At 64.5% G+C, this 25,568-nt stretch carries 25 protein-coding genes, 1 tRNA gene and 1 riboswitch; of the genes, 12 read left to right on the forward strand and 14 right to left on the reverse strand.

All coding sequences use genetic code 11. The annotated features are described in order from the left end of the window. The first annotated feature begins 27 nt into the window (after positions 1-27). Positions 28-657, forward strand: coding sequence for a membrane protein YczE (gene yczE / locus ACUYMZ_RS04735; RefSeq protein WP_481602269.1), 630 nt, complete (start codon positions 28-30; stop codon positions 655-657). Here yczE and ACUYMZ_RS04740 read toward each other — a convergent pair. The 6 genes from ACUYMZ_RS04740 to ACUYMZ_RS04765 all read right to left on the reverse strand — a co-directional run bounded on the left by ACUYMZ_RS04740 (position 654) and on the right by ACUYMZ_RS04765 (position 9,259). Then, a complete protein-coding gene (locus ACUYMZ_RS04740; protein WP_481602270.1) occupies positions 654-1,502 on the reverse strand; it encodes a DNA-formamidopyrimidine glycosylase family protein in 849 nt (282 codons plus the stop codon). The two genes, yczE and ACUYMZ_RS04740, sit on opposite strands and share 4 nt — an antisense overlap. After that, positions 1,495-6,474 (reverse strand): Lhr family helicase, encoded by a 4,980-nt coding sequence (locus ACUYMZ_RS04745; RefSeq protein WP_481602271.1) that lies wholly within the window; start codon positions 6,472-6,474, stop codon positions 1,495-1,497. The genes ACUYMZ_RS04740 and ACUYMZ_RS04745 overlap by 8 nt, the downstream gene beginning before the upstream one ends. Before the next feature lie 55 nt (positions 6,475-6,529). Next, entirely contained in the window at positions 6,530-7,165 is a 636-nt protein-coding gene (locus tag ACUYMZ_RS04750) for a DUF4232 domain-containing protein (protein ID WP_481602272.1), read from the reverse strand. Positions 7,166-7,272: 107 nt separating this feature from the next. Next, positions 7,273-7,992, reverse strand: coding sequence for a YcnI family copper-binding membrane protein (locus ACUYMZ_RS04755; RefSeq protein ID WP_481602273.1), 720 nt, complete (start codon positions 7,990-7,992; stop codon positions 7,273-7,275). An 84-nt stretch (positions 7,993-8,076) separates the two neighbouring features. Continuing rightward, positions 8,077-8,694, reverse strand: coding sequence for a hypothetical protein (locus ACUYMZ_RS04760; protein ID WP_481602274.1), 618 nt, complete (start codon positions 8,692-8,694; stop codon positions 8,077-8,079). A gap of 97 nt (positions 8,695-8,791) precedes the next feature. Next, positions 8,792-9,259 carry a hypothetical protein gene (locus ACUYMZ_RS04765; protein WP_481602275.1) on the reverse strand — a complete coding sequence of 156 codons (468 nt, stop codon included), beginning with the start codon at positions 9,257-9,259 and terminating at the stop codon, positions 8,792-8,794. Positions 9,260-9,392: 133 nt separating this feature from the next. On the opposite strand from ACUYMZ_RS04765, the gene ACUYMZ_RS04770 reads away from it, so the two are divergent. Both ACUYMZ_RS04770 and ACUYMZ_RS04775 read left to right on the forward strand, forming a co-directional pair. Beyond that, a complete protein-coding gene (locus ACUYMZ_RS04770; protein WP_481602276.1) occupies positions 9,393-9,743 on the forward strand; it encodes a hypothetical protein in 351 nt (116 codons plus the stop codon). Between the two features lie 119 nt (positions 9,744-9,862). After that, on the forward strand, positions 9,863-10,273 hold the full coding sequence (locus ACUYMZ_RS04775; RefSeq protein ID WP_442424663.1) for a peptidoglycan-binding domain-containing protein: 411 nt from the start codon (positions 9,863-9,865) through the stop codon (positions 10,271-10,273). Positions 10,274-10,329: 56 nt separating this feature from the next. Here the strand turns inward: ACUYMZ_RS04775 and ACUYMZ_RS04780 are convergent. Then, a tRNA-Ser gene (locus tag ACUYMZ_RS04780) sits at positions 10,330-10,419 on the reverse strand. A gap of 115 nt (positions 10,420-10,534) precedes the next feature. Here ACUYMZ_RS04780 and ACUYMZ_RS04785 point away from each other — a divergent pair. From ACUYMZ_RS04785 to ACUYMZ_RS04795, 3 genes are read left to right on the forward strand one after another with little or no spacing between them, the layout of a single operon-like run. Then, positions 10,535-11,548: a zinc-dependent alcohol dehydrogenase gene (locus ACUYMZ_RS04785; protein ID WP_481602277.1), complete on the forward strand. Its 1,014-nt coding sequence runs from the start codon at positions 10,535-10,537 to the stop codon at positions 11,546-11,548. A 3-nt stretch (positions 11,549-11,551) separates the two neighbouring features. After that, the gene (locus ACUYMZ_RS04790) at positions 11,552-11,950 is read left to right on the forward strand and encodes a 6-pyruvoyl trahydropterin synthase family protein (RefSeq protein WP_481602278.1); all 399 of its coding nucleotides are present in this window, start codon (positions 11,552-11,554) and stop codon (positions 11,948-11,950) included. Continuing rightward, a complete protein-coding gene (locus tag ACUYMZ_RS04795) occupies positions 11,951-12,952 on the forward strand; it encodes a glycosyltransferase (protein ID WP_481602279.1) in 1,002 nt (333 codons plus the stop codon). It abuts the gene before it with no gap. Between the two features lie 3 nt (positions 12,953-12,955). On the opposite strand, the gene tadA is transcribed toward ACUYMZ_RS04795, so the two are convergent. Beyond that, a complete protein-coding gene (tadA, locus tag ACUYMZ_RS04800) occupies positions 12,956-13,516 on the reverse strand; it encodes a tRNA adenosine(34) deaminase TadA (protein ID WP_481602280.1) in 561 nt (186 codons plus the stop codon). Positions 13,517-13,538: 22 nt separating this feature from the next. Between tadA and upp the strand changes: the two genes are divergently transcribed. From upp to ACUYMZ_RS04820, 4 genes are all read left to right on the forward strand, one after another. Further along, complete coding sequence (upp, locus tag ACUYMZ_RS04805) at positions 13,539-14,174, forward strand: uracil phosphoribosyltransferase (RefSeq protein WP_400335806.1); 636 nt, start codon at positions 13,539-13,541, stop codon at positions 14,172-14,174. 572 nt (positions 14,175-14,746) lie between these two features. Then, positions 14,747-15,124 carry a glyoxalase superfamily protein gene (locus ACUYMZ_RS04810; protein ID WP_481602281.1) on the forward strand — a complete coding sequence of 126 codons (378 nt, stop codon included), beginning with the start codon at positions 14,747-14,749 and terminating at the stop codon, positions 15,122-15,124. A 45-nt stretch (positions 15,125-15,169) separates the two neighbouring features. Further along, complete coding sequence (locus tag ACUYMZ_RS04815; RefSeq protein ID WP_481602282.1) at positions 15,170-15,859, forward strand: HAD-IA family hydrolase; 690 nt, start codon at positions 15,170-15,172, stop codon at positions 15,857-15,859. Between the two features lie 38 nt (positions 15,860-15,897). Beyond that, positions 15,898-17,283 (forward strand): pyridoxal phosphate-dependent decarboxylase family protein, encoded by a 1,386-nt coding sequence (locus ACUYMZ_RS04820; RefSeq protein WP_481602283.1) that lies wholly within the window; start codon positions 15,898-15,900, stop codon positions 17,281-17,283. 112 nt (positions 17,284-17,395) lie between these two features. Here the strand turns inward: ACUYMZ_RS04820 and ACUYMZ_RS04825 are convergent, their stop codons facing one another. The 3 genes from ACUYMZ_RS04825 to ACUYMZ_RS04835 all read right to left on the reverse strand — a co-directional run bounded on the left by ACUYMZ_RS04825 (position 17,396) and on the right by ACUYMZ_RS04835 (position 20,782). Continuing rightward, positions 17,396-18,238: an aggregation-promoting factor C-terminal-like domain-containing protein gene (locus tag ACUYMZ_RS04825; RefSeq protein WP_481602284.1), complete on the reverse strand. Its 843-nt coding sequence runs from the start codon at positions 18,236-18,238 to the stop codon at positions 17,396-17,398. A gap of 5 nt (positions 18,239-18,243) precedes the next feature. Beyond that, a riboswitch (cyclic di-AMP (ydaO/yuaA leader) is annotated at positions 18,244-18,405 on the reverse strand. Between the two features lie 133 nt (positions 18,406-18,538). After that, entirely contained in the window at positions 18,539-19,945 is a 1,407-nt protein-coding gene (locus tag ACUYMZ_RS04830) for a sensor histidine kinase (protein ID WP_481602285.1), read from the reverse strand. Between the two features lie 96 nt (positions 19,946-20,041). Beyond that, positions 20,042-20,782, reverse strand: coding sequence for a response regulator transcription factor (locus tag ACUYMZ_RS04835; protein WP_481602286.1), 741 nt, complete (start codon positions 20,780-20,782; stop codon positions 20,042-20,044). A 647-nt stretch (positions 20,783-21,429) separates the two neighbouring features. Here ACUYMZ_RS04835 and ACUYMZ_RS04840 point away from each other — a divergent pair. Both ACUYMZ_RS04840 and ACUYMZ_RS04845 read left to right on the forward strand, forming a co-directional pair. Further along, complete coding sequence (locus ACUYMZ_RS04840; protein ID WP_426005994.1) at positions 21,430-22,293, forward strand: winged helix-turn-helix domain-containing protein; 864 nt, start codon at positions 21,430-21,432, stop codon at positions 22,291-22,293. Between the two features lie 86 nt (positions 22,294-22,379). Then, a complete protein-coding gene (locus ACUYMZ_RS04845; RefSeq protein ID WP_426005995.1) occupies positions 22,380-22,904 on the forward strand; it encodes a SixA phosphatase family protein in 525 nt (174 codons plus the stop codon). A gap of 49 nt (positions 22,905-22,953) precedes the next feature. Here the strand turns inward: ACUYMZ_RS04845 and ACUYMZ_RS04850 are convergent, their stop codons facing one another. From ACUYMZ_RS04850 to ACUYMZ_RS04860, 3 genes are all read right to left on the reverse strand, one after another. Further along, the gene (locus ACUYMZ_RS04850; protein WP_481602287.1) at positions 22,954-24,111 is read right to left on the reverse strand and encodes an IS30 family transposase; all 1,158 of its coding nucleotides are present in this window, start codon (positions 24,109-24,111) and stop codon (positions 22,954-22,956) included. A 68-nt stretch (positions 24,112-24,179) separates the two neighbouring features. Next, positions 24,180-24,503 (reverse strand): hypothetical protein, encoded by a 324-nt coding sequence (locus ACUYMZ_RS04855; protein ID WP_426007482.1) that lies wholly within the window; start codon positions 24,501-24,503, stop codon positions 24,180-24,182. A 115-nt stretch (positions 24,504-24,618) separates the two neighbouring features. Further along, entirely contained in the window at positions 24,619-25,539 is a 921-nt protein-coding gene (locus ACUYMZ_RS04860) for a LysR family transcriptional regulator (protein WP_481602288.1), read from the reverse strand. Positions 25,540-25,568: the final 29 nt, after the last annotated feature.

The raw sequence follows: 25,568 nt of genomic DNA on the forward strand, positions 1-25,568 counted from the left end.
AGGCCAGTTTCTCGCAAAGATGGGTTCATGATGACCCGAAGAATCACCCAGCTCCTGATCGGCCTCGCGATGTACGGCATATCACTGGCCATGTTCATCCGCGCCGGACTTGGCTTGGATCCCTGGGACGTGTTCCACCAAGGCGTGTCCCAAAAGACCGGCTTCAGCATTGGAGTGGTGGTCATCGCCGTTAGTTTCCTGGTCCTGCTCCTCTGGATCCCACTGCGGCAGATGCCCGGGATTGGAACGCTCGCGAACGCAGTGCTGGTAGGTCTTTTCGCGGACCTGGGTTTATGGCTGATTCCCGCGTTCTCACACCTTGGCGGCCAGATCGCCATGCTGGCCGGGGCCGTGATCCTCAACGGCATCGCATCCGCCTGCTATATCGGGGCGCGGCTTGGCCCCGGTGCACGTGACGGCCTGATGACCGGACTCGTGCGCCGTACCGGGTGGTCGGTTCGGTTGGTCCGCACAGGCATCGAGGTTGTGGTGCTGGCTGTGGGCTGGTTGCTGGGTGGGTCCGTGGGCGTGGGAACGGTGGTTTACGCGCTGGCCATCGGGCCGATCGTGCAGTTGCTGCTGCCAAGGTTCACGGTGCCCGAGCGCGGCATTGCGACGGCCCCCACGGAATCCGTGGAGGCCGCCCGGGCTGCCTAGAAGCTTGCCTGGGCACTAGGAGCCGGCTGGCATCGCGGACAGAAGTAGATGTCCCTTTCCTCGGTGCCATCAGGGGCGGCAAGGAGGCCGTGCTGCACAGGAGTACCGCACCGCCGGCACGGCTGCCGGGTCCTTCCGTACACCCAGTAGCCGGGACGCATGGCGCGGGGGCCCAAGGTTGATCGCCGCCCCGGACCGAGGTTTTCGCCCAGGAGGCGCTTTGCGTCATTGACGATCTTTGCAAGGTCCGGGACCTGGCCGACCGGTACCGCCGGGTGGATGCCTGACAAAAAGCAGGAGTCGCAGCGATAGATGTTGCCGATCCCGGCAAGCTTGCGCTGGTCCAGCAACGCGTAGCCCACAGGAACCTCGGGTTCGGCCCGGAGCCTCCGCAGGGCTTCTTCCTCATCCCAGTCCGGCCCCAGGAGGTCCGGGCCAAGGTGTCCAACCACCTTGTCTTCCTCTTCGGTGGGTATCACCTCAAGGATGCCAAGCGAGAATCCGACGGCGTCCGCCACGGCGGTCCGCAGCACGCACCGGGCTGTGTGGCCTGGCTTGGTCCAGCGCCCACCGGGGGCGTAGACCATCCAGGCCCCCTCCATCTTCAAATGCGAGTGGATGGTCAGGGCGCGGGGTGTCCGGCTGGCTCCGGGTTCCTTGTCTTCAGGGCCCACAAGGCGCATCAGCAGGTGCTTTCCCCGCGCCACCACCTCGGTCATGGTCCACCCTGCCAGGTTCAGCGTTGCGAAGCGGGGTACGCGGAAGTCCGACGCCGTGATCACCTGGCCGGCCAGCGCCTGGTTCAGTTTGTGGGCGGCCCGCCAAATGGAGTCCCCTTCAGGCACGGATCCGCAATCCCTTCGGCGTAGAGTAAGCTCCCGCAGCGGCAAGGGCCACGGCAACCGGGGTTTCCAGGAGGTCGTGTCCGTTGACCTTTTCCATGAACAGCTTGTCTACGGCGCCCCGCCGGACCACTCCCACCAGCGCCTCTGCGGCGACTGCCAGGACGGCCTCGTCGTGGCTGAACGTCAGCAACGTCTTCCCGCCGCGTTCTACGTAAAGGACCAACGCGCCGTCGACCATTACCACCAAGGCGCCGGCCTTCCTGCCCGGACGGTGCCCCGAACCCGCGTCGCCGGCTACTGACGGCCAGGGGAGGGCCGCTCCGTATGGATTGGCGGGGTCGGTGGCGGCCAAGGCCAGCGCCGACGGTTCCGCTGCAGCGATCCGCGCGTCCTCGGTGAAGGACCGCAGCCGGTCAACAGTGGCGGGTACGGCGAACTGGGCAGCACCGAGGTGCTCTATGAAGTATCCGCGGCGGCAGCGTCCGGCTTCCTCAAGCCGTGCGAGCACTTTGTACATAAGGCCGAACCCGCCCAGGATGTTTTCGGCCATCACAGAACCGCGGGTGACCACTCCGTAGCGGTCCAGGAGGAGTTCGGCGGTGCCGCGCGCATGGATGGTCGGGTCCAGTTCCGGCAGGGGCAGCGCTGACCAGCGCCCGACGGCGAGTGGCGGCGTAGGTGCCTGTGCGGCCACGGATCCGTAGCGGCCTCCGGTCAGGCCGGGTGTTCCCAGGAGTCCGGCGCCGTGCCGGCCGAGCCTGCTCATCCGCGGTGCCCGCGCCCGTGGTGCCTTGGCGACCTGGCGGTGTGCCGTTCGTCCGCCCGCGATCATGGCCCGCACCGGGGCGAAGGTGTCTCCTGTGACCCGGCCCGCCCATACGAGATCCCACAGGGCGGAAACCACGGCGTCGTCGCTGAGTACGGAGTCCATGCCGCCGGCGACGTCGGTGAGCTGCCGGAAGAAGTAGCCGCCTCCCGCGCCCAGGTATTCGAGCAGGCGTTGCTGGGCGTCACCGGGTTCGAACTCCGGGGACGGGTTGAGGGTGAGCTCGGCGGAATCAGCCACGTGGAGGCTGATCCATCCGTCGTTTCCCGGCAGGGACCCGGCACCGGACCAGAGAAGTTCGCCCGCTGCCATGAGTTCGTCCAGCATGGCGGGTTTGTAGTCGGCAACGCGGCTCGCGAGGACCAAGGGCTCCCACGCTGACGCCGGAACCGGAACCCCCGATAGCTGATCAACAGCGGTGATGATGCCGTCCAGCCCGCGCAGTGCCTGGCTGCGCGACTTACCGGGAGCAGCGACGTTCTGCCACGCCGGAAGGAAACGGCCATACGCCGCGGCGTCGACCGGCTCCACTTCTGCCCGCAACGCCGCAAGGGAACGGCGCCGGAGCTTTCGCAGGACCTCGGCATCGCACCATTCGCTGGAAGGCGGGGCTTCGAGGGACTCCGTGCCTGCGTCGGGCGTGGTGGCCACAGCGTGCGGCCGGAACTCCCCCTCGACAACACGGCCGTCACCCGCCAACCGTTTCAGGGCCGTAGTGACGACCGCGACGCCCAGTCCCAGCCGGGTGGCCGCTTCTGCGGCCGTGAAAGGCCCATGAGTCCTGGCATACCTCGAGACGAGGTCGCCAAGGGGATCGTTGACCGGTTCGATGAAGGCCAGCGGAACGCCCATGGGCAGGGGGACACCGATGGCGTCGCGCAGACGGGCGGCATCTTCCACCGCAGCGAAACGTTCGACGCCGCCAATGGTCACCTTGAGCGCACGGTTGGCTTTCTGGAGTGCCAGGAGATGCAATTCAGCCTCAGCCGGCGTGGCCGGTGGCGCGCTGATTTGCTCGGATACGTCGTCCGTCCCGGGCGTGGCCAGGTTGTCCGGGCCTTGCAAACGTTCGGCCACTTCCTCCACCGCCAGCGGACCCAGCAACCGCAGCAGGTCTGCAACCCCTTCCATGCCGCGTACGCGCCGATCCGGCACCAGCCGTTGCAGCTCGTGCTCCGTGGTGTCGATAACCTTGGCGTCCAGGAGCTCGCGCAGCTCCACCCGGCCCAGGAGTTCGTTGAGGAGCGTGGAGTCCAACGCAAGGGCGGCGGCACGACGCTCGGCCAGGGGAGAGTCGCCCTCGTAGAGGAATTGCGCCACGTACCCGAACAACAACGACTTGGCGAAGGGAGACGGCTGCTGCGTGGTGGTTTGGACAATGCGCAGTTCCCGGCGCTCAACCGATGCCGCGATGTCCTTCAAAGCAGGGAGGTCGTAGACGTCCTGCAGGCACTCCCGGACTGTTTCGAGCACGATGGGAAAAGCAGGGTACTTCTTGGCGACGTCCAGCAATTGGGCAGAACGCTGGCGCTGCTGCCACAAGGGTTGGCGCTTGGTGGGATTTTGGCGTGGCAAGAGCAGGGCGCGGGCTGCGCACTCCCTGAAACGCGAAGCGAAGAGGGCGCTGCCACCGACCTCGGCGGTGACGATCTGCTCGAGTTCCTCGGGGTCGAAGAGGAAAAGCTCAGCGCCCGGCGGCTCATCCTCCATCATGGGGACGCGCAGGACTATGCCGTCGTCTGCCGCCATCGCCGAACCGTCCAGGCCATAGCGTTGCTGCAGCCTTTGTCCGACTGCCAGGGCCCAGGGAGCGTGGACGGGCATGCCGAACGGGCTGTGCAACACCACCCGCCAGTCGCCCAGCTCATCATGGAATCGTTCCACTACCAGGGTCCGGTCACTCGGAACGACTTCCGTGGCCTGTTTCTGCTCGTCCAGATACTGCAGCAGGTTACTGGCGGCAAATGCATCCAGGCCGCTTGCCTGGCAGCGTTCCATGGCTGGCTCGGGATCGGCCGCGGAGAGTTCCCGGATGAAGGCGCCGAGGGCGCGGCCCAGATCCACCGGGCGGCCCAGTGAATCACCCTTCCAGAAGGGCAGCTTTCCAGGTTGGCCGAACGCGGGGGATACCAGCACACGGTCGTGGGTGATGTCTTCGATCTTCCAGCTGGTGGCCCCCAGTGCGAAGATGTCTCCCACCCGTGATTCGTAGACCATTTCCTCGTCGAGTTCGCCGACGCGGCGGCCGCCTTTCGCTGCCCGCGCTGAAGCGCCGGAACCGTCACCCTCGCCGGAAGAACCGGTTCCTTCAACTTCAGTACCGATGATGTAGACGCCGAACAGGCCCCGGTCCGGAATGGTTCCGCCCGAGGTCACCGCCAGGCGCTGGGAGCCGGGCCTGCCTTCGATGGTTCCTGCATGCCGGTCCCAGACAATGCGTGGTCGGAGCTCGGCGAACTCATCGGAGGGGTACCGGCCTGCCAACAAGTCCAGGGTCGCCTCGAAAGCCGATCGGGGGAGGCTGGCGAAGGGCGCTGAGCGCCGGACCGTGCTGAACCATTCCTCCACATCGATGCTGCCCAACGCCGTGGCTGCCACCGTCTGCTGGGCGAGGATGTCCAACGGGTTGGCGGGGATGCTGAGCCGCTCGATCTGGCCATTGAGCATGCGCTCCACAGTGACGCTGGTGTGGAGCAGGTCCGCGCGGTGCTTGGGAAAGAGCACGCCCTCGGAGATCTCGCCCACCTGGTGGCCCGCACGGCCCACGCGCTGCAGGCCACTGGCCACCGACGGGGGTGATTCCACTTGGATGACCAAGTCCACGGCACCCATGTCGATGCCAAGCTCCAGCGAAGACGTAGCCACAACGCACCGAAGCCGGCCCGACTTCAAGTCGTCCTCGATCAGCGCACGTTGGTCCTTGGACACGGAGCCGTGATGGGCGCGGGCAAGGACAGGATCAGCGCCTGTGGTGCTTCCGGCCTGGGCCATCATGTGGGCCGGAGTCGCAGTGGAGACGGGTACCTTGGCCGTAGTGGCCGCGCCACCGCCACCAGTATCAGAAGGTGCGGAGGGCGCGGGCCCTGTACCCCGGTTGCCGGCACCTTCGGCTTGGACAGGCGCCTCCCAAACCGACCCGGCGTCAGCCATCAGCTGGCGTTCCGCGTAGATCTCGTTGAGCCGGGCGGTCAGGCGTTCGGCCAAACGGCGGGAGTTGGCGAACACGATGGTGGATTGCTTGGAGAGGACAAGATCCACGATCTTTTCCTCCACATGGGGCCAGATGGAGGCCTGCGGCTGCAGTCCGGAGGCAGGGCCGGAGTCGAAGGCTCCGGAAGCACCTTGGAGGTCGGACATGTCCTCAACAGGGACGGTGACTGTGAGGTTCCAATTCTTCTTGGACGGCGGAGCGACAATCTCCACCGGAGCCTGCCCTGCCAGGAATTGTGCCACTAGCTCGCGCGGCTGCACCGTGGCCGAGAGGCCAATGCGCTGGGCAGGTTTTGGCAGGAGGGCATCGAGCCGCTCCAAGGACACAGCCAGGTGGGCGCCGCGCTTGGTCCCCGCAACGGCATGGACTTCGTCGATGATCACCGTATCGACTTCGCTGAGTGTCTCCCGTGCCCGGGAGGTCAGCATGAGGAACAGGGATTCCGGAGTGGTGATGAGGATATCCGGAGGGTTGGACAACAGCGAACGGCGGTCCGCCGCCGTCGTATCCCCGGAGCGGACGCCGACCGTCACCAGCGGCGCGGGGAGCCCCAAACGTTTGGCGGTCTGCGTGATTCCGATCAGCGGCGAGCGAAGGTTGCGTTCCACGTCTACGCCGAGGGCCTTCAACGGCGAAATATAGAGGACCCGGGTTTTGGTCTTGGGTTTTTTGGCACGCTTGCCCGGGGCTGCGTCTTCAAGGCCGGGCAGGGTGTCCGTTGGCGAGGAATGCAATCGGTCCAGGGCCCACAGGAAGGCAGCAAGCGTTTTTCCGGAGCCCGTCGGAGCCACCACCAAGGCATGCGAACCGGAGGAAATGGCATTCCACGCGCCATCCTGGGCAGGCGTAGGCACGGAAAATGCGCCGAGGAACCATTCCCTGGTTGCCTGGCTGAAACGGCTGATGGCGCCTGCGGACGCCTGCTGCTCCTGCATTCCTCCATCATGCCCCACGGCCCCGACAGAATAAGCCGGGGCCGCGGGGTCGGCCTCAGACGGCCTGGAAAGCTGTGATTGTCAGGAGTTTGATGCCCGGATTGCTGCAGGCATCGTGCGGTTCTGCGACGAAGAGCGAGGCCGTGTCCTCCGGTGGATAGATACGGAACCCGGCGGCAGGAACCCGCGTGCAGTCCCCGTAGTTGCCGGCCTGCGTGTACCTCAGCTCAGCCCAGGCAGCCTTTCCAGGGGCAAGTTCGATCCGCGTAACAGGCGTGGTGGTTTCGCGGGTGGCGGGCTCCCCGATAGGCTCGCCGTTGGCATCGGCCGTCAGTGAGACACCGGCGAAGCCTTCCAGGACACAGGGGGCCGTGCCGGAGTTGGTCAGAATCAGTTTTTCGTAGATGCTGCCCGCAGCACCGCCGCCGGTGGAGTCTGTTGAGGCCGTCAGCGAAGCCGCTTTGCACAAGGCGGGCCCCGCGGGAGCGGCGGACGTTGCTGAGCCCGTCGCAGAAGGCGAGGGGGAAACCGTGGGCGATGCCGACGTCGTACTTGGCGACTGCGACTGGGTGGGTGAGGCGCTGGTGGTGCCCGAGGGGCTGGGGCTTGGCCCGCAGCCGGCAAGAAGGAGCGCCGTGGTGGCCGCCGTCGTCGTCAGTACAAGTCCGGTTTTGATGCGCTGAGTCCACATGGGCACCAGCCTTGCGGCGGCCGTGGCGCGAGTCAATCGAGCCACGGCGTCCACTACGGAAATGGCGTCCGGATCGTGATGTTCCGGACGCCATCACCGTGACAGACCTACTTGGCGGACTTGGCCGGACGGCTGCGGAAGAATGCCACGCCGCCCAGAACCAAGCCGGCAAGCCCGGCAACCAGACCTGCCCAACCCATGGCCTGGGATCCGTCGTCGCTCACCGACGAGGCCTGTTCCGTGGACACCATGGCGGCGGCGTGGTGGTCGCCTTCAGCCTCGGCCGCCGTGATGGTCACCGACGGCGCCGGGGACTTCAGGTCGTGCTCATTCTGGCCGTCCTTGGGGATCTCAGCCCAGTCGGTCTGGCCCTGCTCGCACGTCTGGAGGGTGGGGAAGTAGATGGTCTTACCGGCGGCGTCGGGCAGCTTGACCGACAGGACCAGGGCGTCGCGCAGGTGCGGATCCAGCGGTGCCTTGGCCGTGTAGACGATCTGGCTGGTGCGCTTGGTGATGCTCGTGCCGTCGTCCAGTTTCTTGGGCTCGGCCAGCGTTTCCGTCACCTTTTCCACCGTCCAGTTGGGGTTGACTGTGGGCTGCGCATCGTTGAGTTCCTCCGGCAGCGTGATGGCAACCTTGGTGGTCCCGAAGGTGTCGCAACCGTGCGGGATGCCGAAGGTCACCAGCGCGTAGGAGTTGGCTGCGGTCTTGTTGGGGTCGGCGCCGACGTGGGCTGATGCTCCGGCAAGGCCGGCCATCATCAGGGCGGCGGTTCCACCCGCGACGGCGGTTGCGGACAGGGTACGGCGGAGGGCGGAGTTCTTCATGGGATTGCCTTTCAAGGTGCGCCAAAGACGGGCGCGGGTACGGGTTTGGAGCCCGTCACCAGGAAGAGGCGGTGCCGGGCGGAATTAAGGAAGTACGACGGCGGCGGGCGGGCCGCGGCGGCTGTCTTGCCTTAGGTTCCGCCAGGGGCGGGGGAGGAAAACGTCAGGTGCACCGACCGAGACAGGCGTGGCACCGGCGTCGGGCCTGAACAGCAACGACGGCAGCGTGACCAAAGGACGCAACCACGCTGCCAGCTGCCACAGCGCGTCCTCGCCCTTTGCCAGCGCCGCTGCCGAAACGATGGTGGCAACCACGTGTGCCGCGAACATCAGGGCACCCGCTGTGGCGCCCAGTTCGTGGAGGTGGGTTGCCGGGTCCAACGCCGGAGTCAACAATTCAGTGCCGGCATGGTGGCTGCCGGTGCGCACGGTGGTGTCAAGTGGAGCCAAGGCGGTGAAGGCCTCGTGCAGCAAGAGTTGCCCGGTGCCCAGCAGGGCCGCCATGCCCGCGAAGTTCAGTTTGAACCGCGTTGCGAGCGTTGCCGCAAGACCGGTCAGCGCGATAAGTGCCGCGAGTACGGGCGCCGTTGGCAGGGAGCCTCCGCCGAGGACGTGTGCACCGGCCGCCAAAAGGACGATCACCAGCGCCATGGCTACCGACCGCAGGGCATGGAAGGGCGACCGGGGCTGCGATGTCCGCACGGAGTCCTCCCTTGGTTTTGGCCTGGCGTTTTGGCTTGGCTGCGGCTTCGATTCTATCCGGACTTCGTTGCCGGCCCCTCCTTGGATGGGAAGCCGCCTATTGGCCTGCGTTTTCCCGGGAGGTAATGGCGAACGGTGGCGACTGCAACTCAGTAAAGTTCCCAACGCTGGCCCGCACCGTGCATTGGGGCGTGATCTGCAGTGCTGTAACCGTAAGCCCCGAGCTGTCCACCGCCAACGCGCCGCCACAGCCGTCGGCGAAGCGCAGGCCTTTCTCCCCGCCGGTCACAGCCTCGAACATCCGGGACGGTTTGCCGGATGCGGGACTGACATAGAGCGGGTTGAGTTCATCGGCTCCACCAGCCCACACCGGGACCAAGGTGATGTTGAGCGGGCTGGGAGTCACTACACGCGCTGCCGTTCGCACCTCCACGTTCTTCAGGCGTTGCACGGGATAGGCTGTTCCCTTCACGGCAGGATCCTGCAGTGCGGCTGTGGTGGCCGTGGCTCCGGCGCGCAGCCACTCGTCCATTGCCTTCTGGTCCGCGATGTCGGCCGTCACCATGGGTTCTTTGAAACTCAGGGGGCAAAGACTCTAGCTGGCTGGAATTGGGTAGGCGGCCCAGAAGCCCAGGATTTGCGCTTCCTCTAGTAGGAGATAAGCGGCTCTGAAGTATCCGACGGCAGATTGGATCGTTATGACCAGGAGCGTGGTTTTTCGGAAGGGCTCCCTGATAGTCAGCTGTGTGGTGCTGATGGCCGCCGGGCTGCCGGGAGCCGCGCAAGAGGTCCGGCGGCTGCTTGGGCGGTGGATAGACATGGATTTCGGTTCGTGGGCGGTGTTGGCGCATCCTTCTGGGCGAACGGACAAGTCTGTGGCCATTGCTATGGGTGGTACGAGGGGGCTAATCCTGCCGTATCTGGTTCATGACGTGAACGCCGTTGAACGGGCCATGGCCGATTTCTTCAACAACCCCATGGCGTCATCCTTTGGTCCGGAATGGCGAACAGATGAAGTGGCCCAAGCGACGCGGCTGAGGGGCGAATAAAAGCGGGTGAATTTGATCGAGCTTGGGGCGAGCGCCAGACCATGGGCAGTGCTGCCCATGCCCACTACCCGAGCGCACGGGTTAGCATGGACCGAAATTCTCCATCGAAAGGATTTACCGTGCGCAAATCAACCCGACGCGTTAGTCTGGCGCTCACATCAGTGGCGGCCAGCCTTGTCCTCGGCGGCACGCTCAGCGTCGCCGCTCCGGCACCGGCTGAGGCGGCTGGACGCTGCGTCGATTACAACTACAGCTACGGCGGCTACTCCAGTTGCGTAGGCAACATTCAGATCCTGCTCAACGCCTTCCGGACGCGCATAGGATCGCCGTACGGAACTCTGGCTGTCGACAACTCCTTCGGACCTGCTACACGCAACGCTGTGATCGGATTCCAGCGCTACTGGGGCCTGCAGGCTGACGGTATCGTCGGCCCACGGACGTGGAACATTCTTTGCGCTCCTCAGATGGGGCCCGGCCCGGTCAGCTGGTACCCGTATTCGACTGCCCGTGCATCGGGCTGCAACATCTGAGCGAAGCAAAAGGCCCCGGTTCCCTTATAAACAACGGGAGCCGGGGCCTTTCTACATGGCGGTGACGGTGGGATTTGAACCCACGTTGGCTTTTACACCAAACAACATTTCGAGTGTTGCACCTTCGGCCGCTCGGACACGTCACCAACTGAAATAGGGTACCGGAGATGGGCGTAGTTCCCCAAAACGAGGCATCATCAAGGTGCCGAAACAAGTGCCAACTTCCGTCCGGAGCACCCCGACGATAGATTCATAAGTATCATGACGATCTCTCAAGAACAGGGCGCCCAGGAACCCATTAGAGCCGAGGCGTATTGGGTCACCGAGTCCGGCCAAGGTGAGCTACGTTCCGAAGACCTTCCTGCCTTGGAAAACAAAGAAGCCCTGGTCAGGACGCTGTACTCCGGGGTCAGCCGGGGTACCGAACGCGTTGTCCACGAAGGGCGTGTCCCTGAACGCGTCGCAGACCTCATGCAGGCGCCGCACCAGGAGGGGGAATTCCCAGGGCCGGTCAAGTACGGTTACCTGAACGTTGGCGTCGTGGAACAAGGGCCGCAGGAGTGGCTGGGTAAAACGGTATTCAGCCTGCACCCACACCAGGACTACTACGTGGTCCCAACGAGCCAGCTCACACCGATCCCGGAGGACGTTCCGGCACGGCGCGCGGTCCTGACCGGCATCGTCGAGGTGGCAGTCAACGCGCTCTGGGAAGCCGGGCCGCGGTTGGGTGACCGGGTCGCCGTCGTCGGTGGTGGCTTGGTGGGTGGCGCCTTGGCGACGCTCCTGCGGAAGTACCCGCTGGGTCGCCTGCAGCTTGTGGACGCTGATCCGGAGAAGGAAAAGCTCGCCCAAACACTCGGCATCGACTTTGCCCTCCCGGAAAACGCCAAGGATGACTGCGACATCGTTTTCCATTGCTCAGCCTCCAACGAAGGCCTCAAACTGAGCCTCCAGCTGGCTGGGGACGACTCGGACATCATCGAGCTCTCGTGGTTCGCGGACAAGGAAGTAACCCTGCCGCTCGGTGAGGACTTTCACGCCCGCCGGCTGAACATCCGCTCCAGCCAAGTGGGCGCCGTCGCCCTCCCCAGAAGGCACCGGCGCAGCAACGCGCAACGCCTTGAAACGGCTGCGGCTGCCCTGAAGGATCCATTGTTCGACACGTTCCTCACCAGCGAGTGCCTGTTCCGGAACCTGCCCGACACCCTTGTTAAGTTGTTCGAACGGCCCGGTGGTTTTTGCCACGTGGTCGCCTATCCCAAGCCGGAGGAATAAGACATGTTCAGCCTGACCGTCCGACGCCACTTCATGATCGCCCACAGCCTTCCCCGCGAAGCCTTCGGCCCAGCCCAAGGACTTCACGGGGCAACGTTTGTGGCGGAAGTCAGCTTCCGCCGTCGTGATCTCAACGATGACGCGATCGTCCTGGACATCGGCGCCGCCGGAGGCATCCTTGAGGATGTGCTGGCGGACCTGAACTACAAGAACCTGGACGAGCACCCGGCCTTCAAGGGCAAGCTCTCCACCACCGAGGCGCTCGCCAAACACATCGCCGAGGCTGTAGCGGGACAGATCACCGACACCGCCGATGGTAAAGCGCTCGTGGGCATCGACGTCGTCCTCCGCGAAAACCCCGACGCCTGGGCCGGCTACTCACTGGAGCTCCCGGCCAAGTAAGTGGACATCCGCTTCATCGTCCCCGGCAACGTCCGCCATGGCTCGGGCGGCAACAAGTACAACGCGGCACTCGCTGAGCATTTGGCGGCCTTGGGCGCCGAGGTTGAGACAGTAACCGTCGACGGCGATTGGCCCGTGGGCAGCCCGGCTGACCGGCAGCGGTTCGCGGACGCGCTCGACGGCGGAACCACGGTGATTGCCGACGGTTTGGTTGCGAGCGGGGCGCCGGAGGAGGTGGCGGCCGCCGTTGGTGGCGGAGCGAAGGTGTGGATCCTCTCGCACATGGCGCTCGCGGATCACCCACTGCTGGAGGGTAAGGCGCTGGCCGCGGCTGCGGGCGTGATCTGCCCGAGCAACCATGCGGCAGCGGAATTGCAAGCCAAGCACGGCCCACTCGACGTTGTGGTGGCACGGCCCGGAGCGGAAGCCGCCGACGTAGCCACTGGTTCCGAGCCCCCGCGCATCTTGGCTGTTGCGGCACTGCTGCCGAATAAGCAGCAAACGCTGCTCGTGGAAGCGCTGAGTCAACGCAAAGACCTGGCATGGAGTGCGGCCATAATTGGCTCGCCCGACGCAGACCCGGCGTACGCGGCAGAGGTGCGTGCCGCCGTCGAACATTACGGACTGGAACGCCGCATCACCCTCACCGGCGAGCTCAGCGGGCAAGACCTTGCGGATCAATGGCACGCCGCTGACCTGAGCATCCTTATCTCGAAGTCGGAGGCGTTCGGAATGGTCGTGATCGAGTCGCTGGCTCATGGCGTACCCGTCATCGTGCGGGAGGGGACAGGGGCCGTAGAAGCGCTGGGAACCTCCGGTGCTGGACGGACCGTGGCCGTCGAAGGGCCCAGCGACCTGGCAAACGCCCTCCGCGCCTGGCTCACTGACCCTGCGACCCGGGAGTCCTGGCGCCGGGCAGCCGTCTACGCCCGAAACGATCTCCCGGGCTGGGAGCACACGGCGGCGACAGTGCTGGCAGCCCTCGCTCGTCCGCCGAGATGACAGTTAATGGCGATCCCGCGGCGTCGGATTGCCATTAACTGCCATCTCGCGGGGGGTAGAGCGGTGCGCGGCGAAGAACTCTTTCAGCAGCGCAGCGCATTCGTCCTCACGAACGCCCGCATAGACCTCTACCCAGTGGTTGAGGCGGCGCTCGCGAAGGATATCGAACACGGAACCAACGGCTCCGGCTTTCTCGTCCCACGCACCGAACACGACGCGCGGGATCCGGGCCAGGACGATCGCACCGGCACACATGGCGCACGGTTCCAAGGTGACAACCAAGGTGCAGTCTTCCAAGCGCCACCCGTCACCACCTTCGCCCAGCTCCAACGCGTGCCGTTGCAGCGCAGCGGCTGCCTGACGGATAGCGACGATCTCGGCGTGCGCGGTCGGGTCGCCGTGCGCTTCCCGTTCGTTGCACCCCGAACCCAGCACGCCGCCGTCGGGCCCTAAAACCACAGCCCCAATGGGCACGTCGTCCGTTTCCAACGCCAGCCGGGCCTCATCCAAGGCAAGGCCCATCCAAGCACTGTGTTCTGCGTGATACGGCTCGGTAGGGCTCATGTCTCAATGATAGTTTTGGGGGATGCGCACACTCGTCGTGGACCACCCGCTGGTCGCTCACAAGCTCACCGTACTGCGGGACAAGAACACCCCTTCACCGGTCTTCCGGCAACTTACCGAAGAACTCGTCACCTTGCTGGCCTACGAGGCCACCCGTGAGGTCAAGACACAGCCCGTGGAAATCGAGACCCCGGTCACCAAGACCATCGGTACGGCTTTCACCAAGCCCACGCCCTTGGTGGTTCCGATCCTCCGTGCAGGCCTGGGGATGCTCGAGGGCATGACCAAACTGGTTCCCACCGCCGAGGTTGGCTTCCTGGGCATGGCGCGCGACGAGGAAACCCTGGACATCATCACCTACGCCGAGCGCCTCCCCGAGGACCTCACCGGCCGCCAAGTGTTCGTCCTGGATCCGATGCTCGCTACGGGTGGCACGCTGCGCGAAGCCATCAAATTCCTGTTCAAGCGCGGCGCCTCCGACGTCACGTGCATTTGCCTTCTGGCCGCCCCCGAGGGCCTGTCCAAGCTCGAAGAGGAACTCGCGGACAAGAACGTGAAGATCGTGCTCGCCTCGATCGATGAGAAGCTCAACGAGAAGTCCTACATCGTCCCGGGCCTCGGCGACGCGGGCGACCGACTGTACGGCATCGCGGGCTGAGTCTCCTCCGTCACGGACCTCTCCTGATAGCCACATGTAATTGGGGAGGAAACTTAGGTGAAATGGATTCTGCCGGGGGCCGCTTTGCTCTCATGGGCTCTTGGCGGCTACGCCGTCTACGTCACTTCGGCGCAATTCTCCGGTCGGGGCGTTGCCGAGTCCTACGCGGCATTCGGGGCAGGCTCCAACCTCGGCAACGTCTTGTGGTTCCTCCTCTGGACGGGAGCCTCAGCCGTGGCTTGTTGGATTCTGGTCCGAAAGGCCGGCCCCGGAGCCGTGCGGGCGGTGTCCCATACGCTGTACGGCTACGGTACTCCGGCCACGCTCTTGGTGTTTCCTGATGCGGCAATGAGTTTTGCGGTCTCCCACGTCAGGGCGTTCACAGACAGTACGGCGCCTCACTCTTCGGTCGTGGAGGTCCTTGTGATCAGCGGGGGAGTAGCTGTGGTCTGTGCCGCACTGCTATCCCTTGCGATCAGTATTCGAGAACGACATCGACCAGCGCCCACCTCAGGCCGCTAGGAGCGATTGCCCCCTACCGCTTTCCACCCTGCCCCGTTAGCCTGTGGCGCATGGACTGGAAACTTGAACTGGTGTTTGTCCCTGTGTCCGACGTCGATCGCGCGAAGGATTTCTACGTCAACAAAGTCGGTTTCAACGCCGATTTCGATGAGCGTCCCACCGACGGCATCCGCTTTGTCCAACTCACCCCGCCCGGATCGGCCTGCTCCATCGCCATCGGAGAAGGCCTCACTGACGCCCCTCCAGGCTCCGCACCGAATCTGCAAGTTGTGGTGGCCGACATCAACAAGGCACATGCGCAGCTCAAGGGAAACGGTGTGGATGTCAGCGACATCGACATCCAGGACTGGGGGCACTTTGTCTATTTCGCCGATCCTGACGGCAACAGGTGGGCGGTCCAGTACTTACCCCAGCGCCCGAACGGCTGAGCCGACGCCAAGCACCGCAAGCCCGCTGTGCGGCAGGATGGACGTATGAGCCTTCCTGCCGCGCAGCCATCACATTCACAACAGAGCCTTGCCGTCCGCGCAGTCCTCTTCGACATGGACGGAACACTGGTTGATTCCACGGCAATCGTGGAGCAGGTCTGGCTTGAATTCGCGGAGCGTTACCGGCTGGATTACAACGAGATTCTGCGGACGTCCCATGGCGTCCAGGCCGGTGACACCATCAGACGCTACGCACCGGAAGGGGCCGACGTCGTGGCCCTCACAGCGGAATTGGGCGAGATGGAACGCAACCGCACGGACGGCATCATTGCCCTGCCCGGCGCCGAGACCCTCCTGAAAGCCCTGCCAGACGACGCGATCGCCCTGGTGACGTCCGCCGATCGGGTACTGGCCGACATCCGCATGCAGGCCGCCGGGCTGACCATGCCCACGACGGCGGTGACCGCCGAGGCTGTCACGCGCGGCAAACCGCACCCGGAGGGATACCTCAAAGCCGCGGAGCTGCTGGGCGCGGAACCGGCCGACGTCGTGGTTTTCGAAGACGCGCCCGCAGGCATTGCCGCAGCCCGCGCAGCAGGCATGCGGACGGTCGTGGTTGGTGATGCCGGCGGGGCGCTGGAGCCCGGAATGTGGCGGATTCCCAACTACTCGGCGGTGACGGTCAAGGCCGTCAAGGACATCGACGGCGGACACCTGATCACCCTGACGCTATAGCTCTGTTCCAATCGGGGCGTCCGGCGTAGGCTGTGCCCATGTCTGCGTTGCCGGAGGCGTACGATGCAGCACTGGAGCGGGCGATGGCGCACGCCAAGCAGTGGCTGGCATCAGTGCCCACGCGTTCAGTCCGCCCCACCATGGATGCCGACCAGGTTGCGGCCAAGCTTGGTTCCCCGCTCCCGGAGGGCCCCACCGACCCGGCAGCGGTGATCGATGAGCTGGTTGCGGTGGCGGAGCCGGGCCTGATGGCCATGCAGTCAGGCAGGTTCTTCGGCTGGGTGATCGGCGGGACCCTACCGGCAGCCCTCGCAGCCGACTGGATGGTCAGCGCATGGGACCAAAACACCGGACTGCGGTTCGCGACGCCATCTGCTGCGGCCATTGAGGAGGCTGCGGCGGCCTGGTTGCTGGACTTGCTGCACCTTCCCGAAAACTCCGACGTCGGCTTCACCACCGGGGCGACGATGGCCAACTTCGTGGGGCTGGCAGCAGGGCGCCAGTACGTGTTGGAGCAGGCGGGGTGGGACCTGGCCACTTTGGGGCTCGCAGGAGGACCGCGCGTCACGGTGTTTGTTGGCCGGGAACGGCACGAGGTCATCGACCTGGTGGTCCGTTATCTTGGCTTGGGAAACTGCACGCCGGTGGACGTGGATGACCAGGGACGCATCATCCCGGAGGCATTGGCAGCCGCCATGGACGGGCAGCCAGGCCCGGCGATCGTGTGCTTGCAAGCGGGAAACATCCATTCAGGTGCCTTCGACCCCGTCCAGGAGGCGGTGCGCTTGGCCCACGGGAAAGGCGCCTGGGTCCACGTTGACGGTGCCTTCGGATTGTGGGCGGCAGTCAGCCCGGAGCTGGGCAAGTACCTGCCGGGGCTGGAAACCGCGGATTCCTGGGCTACCGATGCTCACAAGACCTTGAATGTCCCCTACGATTCAGGCCTGGCCATCGTGTCCCGGCCGGATGTCATGCGCCGGACTTTCGGTGTACATGCCAGCTACCTGCCCGCAGATGACCACGGCCCCGGCGACCCGCACGAGAAAGTGCCGGAGCTTTCCCGCCGTGCCAGGGGCATCCCGGTGTGGGCTGCACTCCGCTCGTTGGGGCGGTCCGGGACGATCGCAATGGTGGAGAAGCTGGCGGCAAACGCCAGGGCCTTGGCCGAGGGGCTGGCTGCGATCCCCGGGGTCGAGATCCTGAACGACGTGGTGTTCACCCAGGTGTCGGTCAGTTTCGGCAGCGATGAACGTACCCGCCGGGTCACGCAGAGAGTCATGGCCGAAGGGGTGGTGTGGATGTCCGGTTCGGTGTGGCATGGCCGTGACATCCTGCGCATCTCCGTGAGCAACTGGTCCACGGATGCGGACGATGTCGCCGCATCCGTCGCTGCCGTCAGACGCGCTGCGGAGGCTGAAGCCTAGCTGCCGGGGCATAAACCTGCCGGGCACAGATTCAAGGGGATGAAAAAGCGCCGGTCCGCACCGTTCCTTTCAGAAGGAATGGTGCGGACCGACGCTCTGGCTCAGGCCTGGCTTAGTACCAGTTGTTGGCCAAGTGGAAGGCGAGGGCTGCGGAAGGCGAGCCGTAGCGTTCCTTGATGTAGTTCAGGCCCCACTTGATCTGGGTCTGGTAGTTGGTCTGCCAATCGGCGCCCGCAGTGGCCATCTTGCTTGCCGGCAGTGACTGGACGATCCCATAGGCGCCACTGGAAGGGTTGGTGGCTGTGGTTCGCCAGTTCGATTCCTTCTCCCACAGCGTGTTCAGGGCGACCATCTCGCCGGCGCCCCAACCGTAGTTTGCCAGGATGCTGGCAGCGTAGGCTTTTGCGGCGGCGGGGTCGTCGATGGCCTTGGGAGCGGCAGCGGCTGCGGCAGCTGCAGCGGCTTTCTCGGCGGCTGCGGCATCGGCGGCCTGCTTGGCGGCAGCATCAGCGGCGGCTTTCTCGGCTGCGGCCTGGACAGCAGCGGCCTGCTCCGCAGCAGCTTTTTCAGCCGCGGCCTTGTCGGCGGCGGCCTTCTCTGCGGCAGCCTGTTCGGCAGCGGCCTTGTCTGCAACTGCACGGTCAGCTGCGCCCTGGGCGGCAGCAGCGTCCATCGAAGCAGCGATCTCGGCAGCCTTGTTGGTGCTGACCTGGGCGTTGGCCTGGGTTTCGGCGGCCTGGCTCAGTTCCGGGAGGTTGAAGGCAGCGTTTGCGGCGGTGCCCAGCGATGCAACACCCAGCGCGGCAGCCACGACGCCGGCTACTACGGACATGCGCTGACCGGTCTTGCCACGGCGGGCAGCGTCCTTCAGGACAGCCTGCGATTTGGTCAGCGGAGCGTTGTGATCGTCACGGTGACGCGCGGAAGGGCGCGTCTGATCGTTCAATTCAGACATGTGTGATTACCTCTCAGCGCCTGCGGAGTTAGCTGTCGGGTTCGGATGAGGTCATCCGGCCGCGCGCGCAGCAGCGGCTTCACCCCAAGGGCCGGCAATCAATGCACGGGCCCGGAGACTCTGGGTCCCCCGTCTCTGCCTTTGGGTGAGAACGGAACTCCGGGAAGTGGCAGAGCTCGGCGCATCCCGGGTGTGGGTCAGGTTGGGGCGACCCACCCTTTCGACGGTACAGGACGAATCGGCTTAAGTCACATTTGGGTAACAGAGATCACGACGCTGGTGCGTCGCCTTGCCATTTTGTTACAGGCGTGCGGCGCTCCCCAGAGGGAGGCGGAGGGCGAACTCGGTGCGCCCGGGCCGGGATGTGACGTCCACGGTACCGCCGTGTGCGCGCACGATGGACTCTACGATGGAAAGGCCCAGCCCGGAGGTACCTTCGGAGCCTGACCTCGCGGCGTCTGCCCTGGCAAAACGGGAGAAGATGCGCGCCTGGAAATCCCCCGGAATACCAGGCCCGTTGTCTGTCACGGTCACCACAGCGTTGCCGTCGTTGGACAGCATGACGCCGGTTTCCACCGTTGTCCCGGCATCCGTGTGCTTGCGTGCATTGGAGAGCAGGTTGGCCAGCACTTGGTGGAGCTGTGTCGCGTCCCCGCGCACGGTGACTGGTTCGTCGGGCAGCCGCAGCTTCCAGTGGTGGTCCGGCGCCATCACTTTCTCGTCGCTGACCGTTTCGATCACCAACTGGGTGAGGTCGACATCCGAGACCTTCAACGCCTGTCCTTCATCCAGCCTGGCGAGCAGGAGCAGGTCTTCGACCAAGGCTGTCATGCGTTCCGACTGGCTCTGGACGCGGGCCAGGGACTTCCGGCCGTCCTCGGTGAAGTTCTCGGTCATGCGGAGCAACTCGGTGTATCCGCGGATTGCGGTGAGCGGTGTGCGGAGTTCGTGTGAGGCGTCCGCCACGAACTGGCGCACCTTGGTTTCGCTTGCCTGCCGCGCTTCCAAGGCACTGGCAACGTTGTCGAGCATCTGGTTCAGGGCATGGCCCACGCTGCCCACTTCCGTGCCGGGGTGGGCCGCTCCCGGAGGTACCCGTACCGCCAAAGCCACCTCGCCGGCGTCGAGGGGCAGGCGGGAGACCTTGGTGGCGACGTCGGACAATTGCTCCAAGGGCCGCATGGTCCTGCGGATGATGACGGTACCGGCCAGTCCGATCAACGCCAGTCCTCCCAGCGACACGAACACCATGGTCCACACCAGCGACGCCTCCGCGCTTTGCTTGTCCGCCAGCGGCAGGCCGGTGACAATGACATCTCCGTATGCCGTTTCCACTGCCACCAAGCGGTAGTCGCCGTTGGAGAGGGAGCGGTCCACGGGGGTGCTGTCCTTGGGCAGGGAGAGCAGTACCTGTTGGTCGTCCTGGGACAAGGAGACGCGGTTTCCCTCCGCGTCGATCAGTCCCGAGCTGTTGACCGTTGAACCGTTGATCCGCGCATTCAAGGTTCCAGCGGCCTGGCCCCGCGCCTCCAAGGGGTCCGGCTTGCGGGACGGCGTGGACGGAAAGCCCGACGGCGGTCTGCCGAAGTCTGCTGCGCGGTTGGACGCTTCCTCCAGCTGCTTGTCGAGCTGGCGGTTGAACACCACGTCCATGGAGGCGTAGCTGACTATTCCCACGGCGCCACAGATGGCGATGAGCAAGGCCATCGCCACCAGGATCAAACGGGTGCGCAGATGCCACGTTGAAGGTCTGAGCAAGTTGGGCTTGCCACTGCTGGCGGTACCGGTAAGCGCAGCCAAAGCTCAGTCCGCTGGCTTGATGACGTATCCGGCACCACGGATGGTGTGGATCATCGGCGGGTGGTTGGCTTCGATTTTCTTGCGGAGGTAGGAAATGTAGAGCTCCACAATGTTTGCCTGTCCGCCGAAGTCGTAGTCCCAGACCCGGTCCAGGATCTGGGCCTTGCTGACCACGCGCTTGGGATTCTCCATGAGGTACCGCAGCAGTTCGAACTGGGTGGCGGTGAGCTGGATGTCCTCCCCGGCCCGGGTCACTTCACGGGTATCGACGTTCAACGTCAGGTCGCCCACTACGAGCTCCGCCGTATCCATGGCGGCAACGCCGGATCGCTGGACCAAACGGTGCAGGCGGAGCAGTACTTCTTCCATGCTGAAGGGCTTGGTGACGTAGTCGTCGCCCCCGGCGGCGAGACCGACGATGCGGTCCTCCACGGCATCCTTGGCCGTGAGGAAGAGGGCGGGAACTTCGGGGGCAAAGGCGCGGATCCTGGTGAGGACTTCCACGCCGTCAAAGCCGGGAATCATGACATCCAGCACCAGGACGTCCGGGCGGAACTCCTTGGCCAGCTTGACTGCCTGCGGTCCGTCGCCGGCTATGGCAACAGACCAGCCGGCCATTCTCAGGCCCATGCTCATGAGTTCGGCGAGGCTTGGTTCGTCGTCCACCACCAGGGCGCGGATGGGGGAGCCATCCGGGTGGGACAGCTGGGGAAGGTTGTTGGTCATGGAGTGCGGGGATGCCATGGGACAACTCTCCGTTCTGTGCGTTTGCCGCTGCTGAGCCTGCCCTGTGAGGACGCTGTGAAGTCAACACTAGCGAGATGCCGGCCACCGCGAGGGGCATGGGGACAAAGAGCCGGGCCAGCTACCAGACCGGGGGCTGAAGATCGACACGGAACCACTTTGCAATTGGACAGCAACTGTTTCAGATCGTGAGATTCCGCCGGCCGTGGGGCCTCCGACATCAAGTGGCGCATCTTCTCACCCTGTGCCGAATTAAGTTCATTTATGAGGCCATATTTCACGGCTTTCGCGAATGAAATGGCGTTCATTTACAAGGACCACTGAATTGTGATTTGCGACACAATAGTCCCTCATGTCTCAAAATGTGGACGGTTCCGGGCTTTGTTACTTGCGTGTTGGCATTGTTACGTTGCACACTTCCAATGTGAACAAGAACTCAACAGCACCTGCAGCCGCAGCAATCCGGATCAGCGCACCCGCTGCTCCCGAGACCCGCTGTTGTCGAATGCAAGCCTAACTTTCCACCCCAAGAAGTTTCAGGCATTCGCCCCCTTGCCCACCGTCGGGCGCCCCTCCCCAACTCATTGCGGGGACACCAAGCATTCGAAGCCGCGATGACGGCTATTCACTATTGAGGTAAGCACTCCATGTCAGTTGCATCCGGATACGTCCACATCTCCGTCCGAAACGCCAACAAGGCCGCCGCCAACGCCGGACTCCGCCCCGGGTTCGGCAACCGTCCCGGCTATGCTCCCGCCGCACAGGGCGCCCAGCAGGCACCCGGATACGTTCCCCAGGGCTACAACCCCAACTCATACGGCCAGCTCCGGGCCGTCCCCGCTGCAGAGCCTGCTCCCATCACTGCCCCCACGCCAGTGGTGGCCCAGTCGGAGCGCCTGCGTCCTGTGGCCAATGACAATGTGGCCCGTGGCTTTGTGCTCTACATGGGCATTGACGAGGAAACAGCCGCCGCGGCCGGAACCTCCATCGCCAAGCTGGCCCAGGAAATCCGGGCCTACGCACAGTCCCTCGTCACCGGAGCCGAAAGCTATGCCGCCGTCGCTGTTGCGCCGGCCGGGGCACCCGGGTCCGCACTCGACGTCGTGCGCTCCACCTTCGGTGACCCCACGGTCGCTGCACGCCAGCGCACTGAAGCCGCCCGTCCGGCGCCGCAGCAGGAAGCCCGCCCCTCCGGCGTGTTGATCGACTTGGCCCGCCGCGAAGTCCACCTCGACGGTGAATCGCTGAACCTGACGTTCAAGGAGTTCGAGCTCCTCAACTACCTCGTGGAGAACGGCACCCGTACCGTCGGTCGCGACGAGCTCCTTGAGGGGCTGTGGCGCAACGCCGAGGAAGTCCCCAACGAGCGCACCATCGACGTCCACATCCGTCGGCTCCGCTCCAAGCTGGGTCGCCTGGCCAACACGGTCCGCACCGTCCGTGGCCAGGGCTACCGTTTTTACGAGCACCCGGAAGTCATTGTCTGGGCCGCTCCGGAATACTCCATCTAGCAAGCACCGGACGCCCGTCTCCGTTCAGGAGGCGGGCGTCTTTTGCGTTCAAGGCCGCCGGCGCTCCGCGGCTATATGGTTGTTGAATGAGCGACCACCACATCAAGCGGCTTGTAATCATGCGGCATGCCAAAGCCGACTGGCCCTTGGGTGTTCCCGATCATGAACGTCCCTTGGAGGAGCGCGGACACCGCGAGGCGCCCCTGGCCGGCAAGTGGTTGCTGAAGCACAACATCGTGCCGGACTTCATCCTGTGCTCCTCGGCAGTGCGGACGCGGCAGACCTGCACGTGGGTCTGCGACGAGCTGGGTGAGAAGGCTCCCACCCCCAAGCTCGAGGATGGGCTCTATGCTGCCTCGGCCACGCGCATGCTGGCCGTCATCAACCACGTCCCGGATACCGTGACGACCCTGATGGTCATCTCCCACATGCCGGGCGTGCAGGATTTGGCAATGCACCTGGCATCCCGCGACTCAGACCATGACGCCTACATGGATGCGGCCACGCGGTACCCAACGAGTGCGTTGACGGTACTGGAGACCGGGAAGCCATGGGCGGAGCTGGACGGGCAGGATGCCAGGTTGACCCATTTCAAGGTTCCGCGTCACTGACCCAACTGGCTGGCAGTAGTGGTTGTTTTGTGGAGGTGGTTTCTAGCGGTTATCGCAACAGGAAGGTTCTGATCATCTCATTTGGGGTGCAGAAGTCGAATCGTTGGCGGGGTCTGTCGTTGAGTTCGTGGGCGACGTAGTCGAGGTCGGTTTGGCTGTAGATGCTTAGGTCTGCACCTTTGGGGAAGTACTGGCGCAGGAGCCCGTTGGTGTTCTCGTTCGAGCCGCGTTGCCAAGGTGAGTGGGGATCGCAGAAGTAGATGTCGATGTCGGCTGCGATCTTCACTTCCTTGTGCCTGTGCATTTCAGTGCCTTGGTCCCAGGTCAGTGAGAGCCTCAGTTCGTCGGGAAGGGCGCCCATTTTGCGGATCAGCCCATCCCGGACGGCCTCGGCACGGTTCTGATCTGTTGGGATATGGACGAGCATCACGAACCCGGTGGTGCGCTCCACAACGGTGCCGATGGCGGTTTTTCCGTCCTTGCCGACGATCAGGTCCCCTTCCCAATGCCCTGGCACGGCACGGTCTTCGACTTCGGCGGGGCGGTCGGCGATCATGACCATGCCTGGGATTCTGCCGCGGCGTTCGTCGGGGCGGCGTTGGGGTTTGCGCAGGGTCCGGCCGGTGCGCAGGTTCTTGACCAGTTCCCGCTTCAGTCCGCCCCGGGACTCGAGATAGAGGGACTGGTAGATGGTCTCGTGTGACACCCACATCTCCGGGTTGTTCGGGTGGTCCTTGCGGAGTCTGCCGGCGATCTGGACCGGTGAGTCTTTCTTTTCGAGTCGCTTTTCGACTTCCAGGCGCAAGGGTTTGTTGCTGTTGAGCTTAGCGGTCTTGGGCCTGGCTGCCCGGGTGTGGGCCCGGGCATGGGCAGTAGTGGCCCGGTAGTAGTAGACCTCATCAGCGTTACGACGTAGTTCCCGAGATATCGTCGAGGGCGACCGGCCCAACCGCTTGGCGATCTCACGGATGGATTCCTTGCCCCTGAGCAAAGCGATCTGCTCGCGTTCATCAAAGGACAGCGAACGCCCGGTAAGGGTCCGACCCCTGCGGGGCCGGACCCCTCCCGAGGACCTCAGTTCACGCCGAACGGTCGTGATGGACCAGCCAACGGACTCTCCCGCTTCCTCAAAACGGGAGCCTTCCGCTACCTGCTGCCAGAACGACTGAACAACCTCAGCAACCAAACGACTTGAGAACTTCACCATGGCAATCGACACCCTTCAATAATCAGGCGTTGCGATCACCGCATGATTCGAAGGACTCAGAACAACCACTAGTGCGAGTTGGTTGGGCCCTCTGACAACTGCGGAAGGCACATGCACCGGATCTCGAATGCAGGAACTCCCGCCGGCTCTTCACCGTGGCCGGTGGCCACCAGGTACTCGCCGTCAAACATGTAGACCGGCAGTTGCGGTGCCAGGTGTTCGTTGTAGCGGCTGGGATAGACCCATTGCCCGCGGATGTCGAACGCGGGAAGGGCATAGATGTCCCGGCGATTGTGGGTGCTTGGAAAGAGTTCGTCATCCACCATGAGATAGCTGGCGAGGCCGTACATGTGGTGGTTGTTCATGTCGGTCGGAAAGAGGATCGCTTCCACTGCCAATGGCCACTCCAGACGCTCGGCGCCCGCGTTCTGCTGTAGCGGGCGTTAGGTAAGGTTAAGCTAACCTAAGTGCGACTGGCGTGTCGAATGTTCCCTTGTGTGACCTTGGTCAACCAGGCGTGGGCAGTTGCTGTGCGGCTGCAACCTCGCGAAGGAGGCCCACGGTGTGACGGATGTTGGGGCTCGCGCTCATGGTCTTGCGGTAGACGACGCCCACGGCCCGCTGCTGCGCCGGGTTAACTACCGGAACTGCCGCCACATTGTCCGGCAGGGGCGGCCGGCCGAGGCGGGGAACGAGGGCCACGGCCACGCCCTGTTCCACCATGGCGATGTGGGTGGAGAAATCGGGGTCGTAGATCCGGATGTCAGGCACCCTCCCCAGCCCGGCGAAAATCTGAAGCAGCGCCTCATTGCAAATGGCTCCAGCGGGCGTACTGACCCACGACTCGTCCAGGAGGTCTTCCCGTTCGACGGCGGTCCTCGCCGCAAGGGGATGGCTGCTGTTCAGCAGGACGTCGGCCTGGTCCAGGCACAGGTCTTCGAGGGCCAGGTTCTCCGGGATGGCCAAGGGTACCGAGTTCCAGTTGTGGACCACCGCGAGTTCCGCCTCACCCGTTGTCACGCGCTGCACTGCCTCCCGGGGGTCCTCCGCCAGGACGCTGACCTTCAACTGCGGGCTTGTTGCGGCAATCCTGCCCAGGAGTGGCCCCACCAATCCGCGGCATGCCGTGGAGAACGCGACCAGCCGCAGGGTGCCCGAAGGGCTGGACGGGTCGGACAGCAGGGTTGCTTGCAGTTCTTCGAGTTCGCCGATGATCCGCCGTCCATACCCGGCCAAGGCGATCCCGCGTTCCGTGAGGAGGACGCCGCGGCCGTTGCGTTCCAGGACCGCAACCCCGGCCTGGCGCTCCAGTTTCTTGATTTGCTGCGAGACGGCGGAAGGGCTGTATCCAAGGATGTCCGCAGCGGCCACCACCGAACCGTGCTGCTCGACCGCAACAAGGGCGCGCAGCGCAGGAAGATCAATCATGAAGCAAATCTACGTGATGAGGTGAAGAA

Source organism: Arthrobacter sp. T572 (genome assembly GCF_056780115.1).

Bases quoted from the DNA above. Each gene is read 5' to 3' on its own strand.
- yczE (WP_481602269.1), top strand. From the start codon at position 28: ATGATGACCCGAAGAATCACCCAGCTCCTGATCGGCCTCGCGATGTAC.
- ACUYMZ_RS04745 (WP_481602271.1), bottom strand. From the start codon at position 6,474: ATGCAGGAGCAGCAGGCGTCCGCAGGCGCCATCAGCCGTTTCAGCCAG.
- ACUYMZ_RS04750 (WP_481602272.1), bottom strand. From the start codon at position 7,165: ATGTGGACTCAGCGCATCAAAACCGGACTTGTACTGACGACGACGGCG.
- ACUYMZ_RS04755 (WP_481602273.1), bottom strand. From the start codon at position 7,992: ATGAAGAACTCCGCCCTCCGCCGTACCCTGTCCGCAACCGCCGTCGCG.
- ACUYMZ_RS04765 (WP_481602275.1), bottom strand. From the start codon at position 9,259: ATGGTGACGGCCGACATCGCGGACCAGAAGGCAATGGACGAGTGGCTG.
- ACUYMZ_RS04770 (WP_481602276.1), top strand. From the start codon at position 9,393: ATGACCAGGAGCGTGGTTTTTCGGAAGGGCTCCCTGATAGTCAGCTGT.
- ACUYMZ_RS04785 (WP_481602277.1), top strand. From the start codon at position 10,535: ATGACGATCTCTCAAGAACAGGGCGCCCAGGAACCCATTAGAGCCGAG.
- ACUYMZ_RS04790 (WP_481602278.1), top strand. From the start codon at position 11,552: ATGTTCAGCCTGACCGTCCGACGCCACTTCATGATCGCCCACAGCCTT.
- tadA (WP_481602280.1), bottom strand. From the start codon at position 13,516: ATGAGCCCTACCGAGCCGTATCACGCAGAACACAGTGCTTGGATGGGC.
- upp (WP_400335806.1), top strand. From the start codon at position 13,539: ATGCGCACACTCGTCGTGGACCACCCGCTGGTCGCTCACAAGCTCACC.
- ACUYMZ_RS04810 (WP_481602281.1), top strand. From the start codon at position 14,747: ATGGACTGGAAACTTGAACTGGTGTTTGTCCCTGTGTCCGACGTCGAT.
- ACUYMZ_RS04815 (WP_481602282.1), top strand. From the start codon at position 15,170: ATGAGCCTTCCTGCCGCGCAGCCATCACATTCACAACAGAGCCTTGCC.
- ACUYMZ_RS04820 (WP_481602283.1), top strand. From the start codon at position 15,898: ATGTCTGCGTTGCCGGAGGCGTACGATGCAGCACTGGAGCGGGCGATG.
- ACUYMZ_RS04825 (WP_481602284.1), bottom strand. From the start codon at position 18,238: ATGTCTGAATTGAACGATCAGACGCGCCCTTCCGCGCGTCACCGTGAC.
- ACUYMZ_RS04830 (WP_481602285.1), bottom strand. From the start codon at position 19,945: ATGGCCTTGCTCATCGCCATCTGTGGCGCCGTGGGAATAGTCAGCTAC.
- ACUYMZ_RS04835 (WP_481602286.1), bottom strand. From the start codon at position 20,782: ATGGCATCCCCGCACTCCATGACCAACAACCTTCCCCAGCTGTCCCAC.
- ACUYMZ_RS04840 (WP_426005994.1), top strand. From the start codon at position 21,430: ATGTCAGTTGCATCCGGATACGTCCACATCTCCGTCCGAAACGCCAAC.
- ACUYMZ_RS04845 (WP_426005995.1), top strand. From the start codon at position 22,380: ATGAGCGACCACCACATCAAGCGGCTTGTAATCATGCGGCATGCCAAA.
- ACUYMZ_RS04850 (WP_481602287.1), bottom strand. From the start codon at position 24,111: ATGGTGAAGTTCTCAAGTCGTTTGGTTGCTGAGGTTGTTCAGTCGTTC.
- ACUYMZ_RS04860 (WP_481602288.1), bottom strand. From the start codon at position 25,539: ATGATTGATCTTCCTGCGCTGCGCGCCCTTGTTGCGGTCGAGCAGCAC.